Origin of the sequence: Limnobacter sp. (assembly GCF_964228395.1) — a bacterium.
Taxonomy (GTDB): Bacteria; Pseudomonadota; Gammaproteobacteria; order Burkholderiales; family Burkholderiaceae_B; genus Limnobacter.
In genome coordinates this window covers 1-4,533 of record NZ_CAXQZX010000021.1, presented here as the reverse complement: position 1 = coordinate 4,533, position 4,533 = coordinate 1, and the positions used below count along the sequence as shown (strand labels likewise).

Below are 4,533 nucleotides of genomic sequence, written 5' to 3'. Positions count from 1 at the left end.
CGGGCTCTATCACCTCCACCACATGCTGGCGGCGCGCCGCATACATCAGCATTAACTCGGCCTTCACGTCCATGGCCTTGTGCAAAACCAGCTCCCGAATGGCTTCGCCCACTGGCGTGCCGCCGGGTTCACGGGTTTGAACGCACACCAGCCCCATGTCCTCTAGCTTTGCTTTAACACGGTTCATGTGGCTGGTCTTGCCCGCCCCATCCACGCCTTCGAAGCTGATTAAATATCCGGGTTTGGTTTTTTTCATTCGGGTTTAGCGGCCAAGTTGGTATTTGCGCACGGCGTTGTTGTGTTCATTCAGATTCTTGCTGAAATAACTGCCGCCGTCACCCTTGGCCACAAAATAAAAATAAGGCGTATCTGCCGGTTTGGCTGCCGCCATCAATGCAGCCCGCCCCGGGTTGGCAATCGGCGTGGGAGGGAGCCCGGCGCGTGTGTAGCTGTTATATGGCGTGTCGGTTTGCAAATGCTTGCGAGTCAGGTTGCCATCAAACGCAGCGCCTACGCCGTAGATCACTGTGGGGTCGGTTTGCAACAGCATGCCCACCCGGAGTCGATTAACAAACACGCTGGCCACTTTGGGTCGGTCGGCCGCCAAACCGGTTTCTTTCTCAACAATTGAGGCCAGCTTTAGCAAGTCGTAGGGGCTTTGCACGGGGTGGTTGGCCATGCGTGCCGCCCAGGCAGCGTTTAACTCCGCCTGCTGTAAACGCACGGCACGTTCAATCAGCTCTGAAAGCTTGGAGCCTGGGGAATATTTGTAAGTGTCAGGGTAAATCCAACCCTCTAGATGCTCGCCCGGCAGTTGAAGCTGCTTGCCAATTTGCGAAGCATTCAAGCCTGGAAAATCATCCAGCAGATCCCCTTGGGCGCGAAGCCTCTGGAGCAGCGTGTCGGCGGTATTTCCTTCCACCAAAGCGACGGTGCTAAGCAAACCCTGCCCCTTGCTTAACAAATCAACCAAGCCCATGGTGCTGGTGCCTGCGGGTATTTCATAGCGCCCTGCTTTGAGTTGGCCATCGGCGCCTTTCAGGCGCGCTGCCAATACAAACCATTGCGGGGCAACCTCAAGCCCCTGGGCATTTAATTCGCGCGAAATGGCGCGCACACCCAAGCCATGGCTCACGTGGACATCCAAACGGTCTTGTTTGCGGTCAATTGGCGCATAAAGCGCATGGGCCACCCAAGCTGCGCCCAACACACCCAGGGCAAACAACGCCAAAAAAAGGCGGCGCATGGCCAACGCCAAGCTCGATCCCGCCTTGTTTGCACGAGGCTTGGAGGGCTTGGTCTTGGGCTTTTGAGCAGGCTTTTTGGGCAAACTGGGCATTGATGTTCATGGGCTTGGATCAGGGTAAGGCGAGACCTTACCAGAAGCCACTACAATAATGGAAACCTTGGAAATAATAGCTGGAATCTTTTCGGGACAAGAAGGAATTCGCCATGAGTAGCAATGTGTTGAACCGTTGGGGCGTGATCGCCGTAGAAGGCGATGATGCCGTTGCCTTTTTGCAGGCACAACTTAGCAACGATGTGGCTGGTATGCCGAACCAGGCGCTGAGGCTAGCCGCATTGTGCAATGCCAAGGGGCGCATGCTGGGCAGTTTTTTTGTAATACGCCGGGCCGAAGGGGTGTTGCTGATTACCCGAAGCGACGCTTTGGAAGCCTTAGTCAAGCGTTTGTCGATGTTTGTGTTGCGGAGCAAGTGCAAGGTGCGCAATGCCTGCGCCGAATACTCGGTGCATTGGGTGGCCAACAGCCCCGTTGGCAAACCCATGGCTGTGCAGCAAGGTCAAAGCGGCATGCTACAGGCCAGCCTTCGCGCCCTGCCATCGGGCCATTTGCCCGGGTTTGAACTGCAATCCGCCAATGGTGAACATGGCCAAGCAACAGGCAACGGGGCTGATGATGAATTTGAGCATGCGCTGATCACATTGGGCCTGGCCTTTGTTTGCAAAGCCAATGTAGAAATGTTTATTCCCCAAGCGGTTAATTTTGATTTGGTGGGTGGCGTTAGCTTCAGCAAGGGGTGTTACCCGGGGCAAGAAGTGGTCGCCCGCAGCCATTACTTGGGAAAATTGAAACGCCGTGCATTTCTGGCTCATGGCCAGGCGGCTCAATCGTTGGAAGCAGGCACCGATGTATGGCTGGAAGGTAAAACCAACGAGCCCGCGGGTTTGGTCATCAACAGCGTTCAAAGCGGTGGCCGCCAACATTTGTTGCTCGAATTGCCCGTAGAGGACGCGCTGGAGCCAGGCAACAAGTTTTTCGTGCAGCTTGATGGGCAAGGGCCAATTGCCTTAACGCTTGCCCTGCCACCCTACGACGTGCAGCAAAAAGGCAACCAATTTGAAGTGGCTTGATGAATCAAAACATTCAATATTTTGTTTATTACCGGGTTGAGCCAGCGCATGTCGAGCAGGCCATTGCATGCGCGCGTGGTTTGTTTTCAACTTTGGCGAGCAAGCAAATTGCCACTGGGCAGTTGTATCAGCGAACAGAGACAGGCAAACCGTATTACACCTTGATGGAAGTTCTAAGCCCGGCGGCATCGGCACACACCGAGGCCGAGGATTTTTTGCGGCAAATCCAGCCCGATGTTGAGTTGGCCTTTGCTGAATTGCCGGTCACTGTAGAGCGCCATAGCGAAGTGTTTAAATACCTTCCGGAGTAATTGTTCCATGTGCCTTGCAGCCCTTGCTGTGAATTGTCTTGCCGAATGGCCGCTTATTGCGATTGCCAATCGGGACGAATTTCACAACCGCCCCAGCCAGCCTTTGCACACCTGGACCGAGGCGTCGCCAACCATTGCTGCAGGGCGGGACCTCCAATCGGGTGGAACATGGATGGGTATTGGCGCCAATGGCCGATTTGCTTTGCTCACCAATGTGCGAAGTGCGGCGCTTCAACGCGGCGACCGCGCACCCAGCCGGGGTGCATTGGTGGTCAACGCGTTGCATGGGCAAATGCCAAGCATGGCAGAAGCCCCTCTTTACAGCGGCTTTAATCTCATCGCTGGGCGCCTCGTGGCCCCGCACGGCACGGGGGTTGAGGTGGAGTTGGATTACACCACCAACCAACTCGACCACGGCCCACAGCCAACCCGTTTGTCAGCAGGGGTGCACGCCCTGTCCAATGGGGCCTTGGATTGCACTTGGCCAAAAACCAGCAGGCTTTCCCAGGCCATGTTTTCTCAAATCGAGCAATGGCAAAAGCCAGGCAATACAAGCTCACCGAGCTTGGACATTAAAACGCTGGAGGCATGGGCCTTTGATGCGTTGGCATGCACGCAACAAGCACCGGATGAGCACTTGCCCAATACAGGTGTTCCTTTGGAGTGGGAAAGAATGTTGTCAGCCATCAAGATTGTGTCGCCTGTCTATGGCACACGAAGCAGCGCAGTGGTGGCAGTACATGCCGATGGCCAGGCGTACTTCACCGAGTGGACTTACCTGCCCGATGGGAATGTTGCAGGCGTGGCTCGCCTGCAACTGAAGCTGATTTAAACGGCGTAGTCCATGCACTGGCGCGCACTTCGCACCTGCCCGATCAATTGTTTAACCTCTTCATGCGCTGGGTGAATTTGGTAACCATCCAGCGCCGCCTTGTCAGTAAACACAGTGTACAAACACACATCGTACGTGCATTCAAGTTCGCTTCCGCCCAAGCCCACTTCGATTTCCAGCATGCCGGGGATCACACCCTGCAATGCCATCAGTTTTTCTTTCACCAACTGCATGTTTTGCGCTTTGGTGTTGCCCAGGGCTTCTTCCTTGAATTGCCAAAATACGATGTGCTTGATCATGATTGCTGCTCAAAAGTTAAACGGGACATACATAGTCTTTGAATTGCTCACGCAACTTCAACTTTTGTATTTTACCTGTGGCCGTGTGCGGTAGCTCGTCGACAAAGGCCACATCGTCAGGCAAACAATATTTGGCCACCTTCCCTTCATAAAATTTCAGCAATTCCTCTTTGCTTACCTCGGCACCGGGTTTTTTAACCACCACCACCAAGGGGCGCTCGTCCCACTTGGGATGTTTCACGGCGATCACCGCGGCCTCGTGCACCGCCGGGTGGGCCATGGCCACGTTTTCCAGATCGATAGAACTGATCCATTCTCCGCCCGATTTGATGACATCCTTGCTTCGATCCGTGATTTGCATGTAACCGTCCGGGTCAATTTTGGACACATCACCCGTGGCAAACCAGCGCTTGCCGGCCTTGTCTTGGCTGAAGGCTTTTTCTCCCTCGCCACCATAGTAACCATTGACCACCCAATGCCCACGCACCAACAAATCGCCGAAGGCCTGGCCATCCCAAGGCAAATCTTCGCCGTCATCGTTCACAATGCGCATGTCGACGCCATAAATTGCGGTGCCTTGTTTTTCCAGTACTTTCTGGCGTGCTTCCAAGGGCAGCTCGGCATGTTTGCTTTTTAAGCGGCACACTGTACCCAATGGGGAAAGCTCGGTCATGCCCCAAGCGTGTATCACCTCCACCCCCAGGCTGTTCAATGTACG

Annotated in this window: 7 protein-coding genes; 3 read left to right on the top strand and 4 right to left on the bottom strand. The window is 54.7% G+C overall.

Going from position 1 to position 4,533, the window contains the following annotated elements; translation table 11 throughout:
* Both ACEQU8_RS01845 and mltG read right to left on the bottom strand, forming a co-directional pair.
* The coding region (locus ACEQU8_RS01845) for a dTMP kinase (protein ID WP_370261074.1) at positions 1-256 on the bottom strand (256 nt) is incomplete at its 3' end.
* 6 nt (positions 257-262) lie between these two features.
* Positions 263-1,339 carry an endolytic transglycosylase MltG gene (gene mltG, locus ACEQU8_RS01840; protein ID WP_370261073.1) on the bottom strand — a complete coding sequence of 359 codons (1,077 nt, stop codon included), beginning with the start codon at positions 1,337-1,339 and terminating at the stop codon, positions 263-265.
* A gap of 113 nt (positions 1,340-1,452) precedes the next feature.
* Between mltG and ACEQU8_RS01835 the strand changes: the two genes are divergently transcribed.
* From ACEQU8_RS01835 to ACEQU8_RS01825, 3 genes are read left to right on the top strand one after another with little or no spacing between them, the layout of a single operon-like run.
* Positions 1,453-2,373 (top strand): folate-binding protein YgfZ, encoded by a 921-nt coding sequence (locus ACEQU8_RS01835; protein WP_370261072.1) that lies wholly within the window; start codon positions 1,453-1,455, stop codon positions 2,371-2,373.
* Entirely contained in the window at positions 2,373-2,684 is a 312-nt protein-coding gene (locus tag ACEQU8_RS01830) for a DUF4936 family protein (RefSeq protein ID WP_370261070.1), read from the top strand. Before ACEQU8_RS01835 ends, ACEQU8_RS01830 begins: the two co-directional genes overlap by 1 nt.
* 7 nt (positions 2,685-2,691) lie before the next feature.
* Positions 2,692-3,516, top strand: coding sequence for an NRDE family protein (locus tag ACEQU8_RS01825; protein ID WP_370261069.1), 825 nt, complete (start codon positions 2,692-2,694; stop codon positions 3,514-3,516).
* On the opposite strand, the gene ACEQU8_RS01820 is transcribed toward ACEQU8_RS01825, so the two are convergent.
* Together ACEQU8_RS01820 and ACEQU8_RS01815 are read right to left on the bottom strand one after the other, a co-directional pair.
* Positions 3,513-3,815: a Dabb family protein gene (locus ACEQU8_RS01820; RefSeq protein ID WP_370261068.1), complete on the bottom strand. Its 303-nt coding sequence runs from the start codon at positions 3,813-3,815 to the stop codon at positions 3,513-3,515. The two genes, ACEQU8_RS01825 and ACEQU8_RS01820, sit on opposite strands and share 4 nt — an antisense overlap.
* A gap of 16 nt (positions 3,816-3,831) precedes the next feature.
* The coding region (locus ACEQU8_RS01815; RefSeq protein ID WP_370261067.1) for an AMP-binding protein at positions 3,832-4,533 on the bottom strand (702 nt) is incomplete at its 5' end.

Excerpts from the sequence above, each read along its gene's own strand:
- ACEQU8_RS01820 (WP_370261068.1), bottom strand. The coding sequence starts at position 3,815 with ATGATCAAGCACATCGTATTTTGGCAATTCAAGGAAGAAGCCCTGGGC.
- ACEQU8_RS01830 (WP_370261070.1), top strand. The coding sequence starts at position 2,373 with ATGAATCAAAACATTCAATATTTTGTTTATTACCGGGTTGAGCCAGCG.
- mltG (WP_370261073.1), bottom strand. The coding sequence starts at position 1,339 with ATGCCCAGTTTGCCCAAAAAGCCTGCTCAAAAGCCCAAGACCAAGCCC.
- ACEQU8_RS01835 (WP_370261072.1), top strand. The coding sequence starts at position 1,453 with ATGAGTAGCAATGTGTTGAACCGTTGGGGCGTGATCGCCGTAGAAGGC.
- ACEQU8_RS01825 (WP_370261069.1), top strand. The coding sequence starts at position 2,692 with ATGTGCCTTGCAGCCCTTGCTGTGAATTGTCTTGCCGAATGGCCGCTT.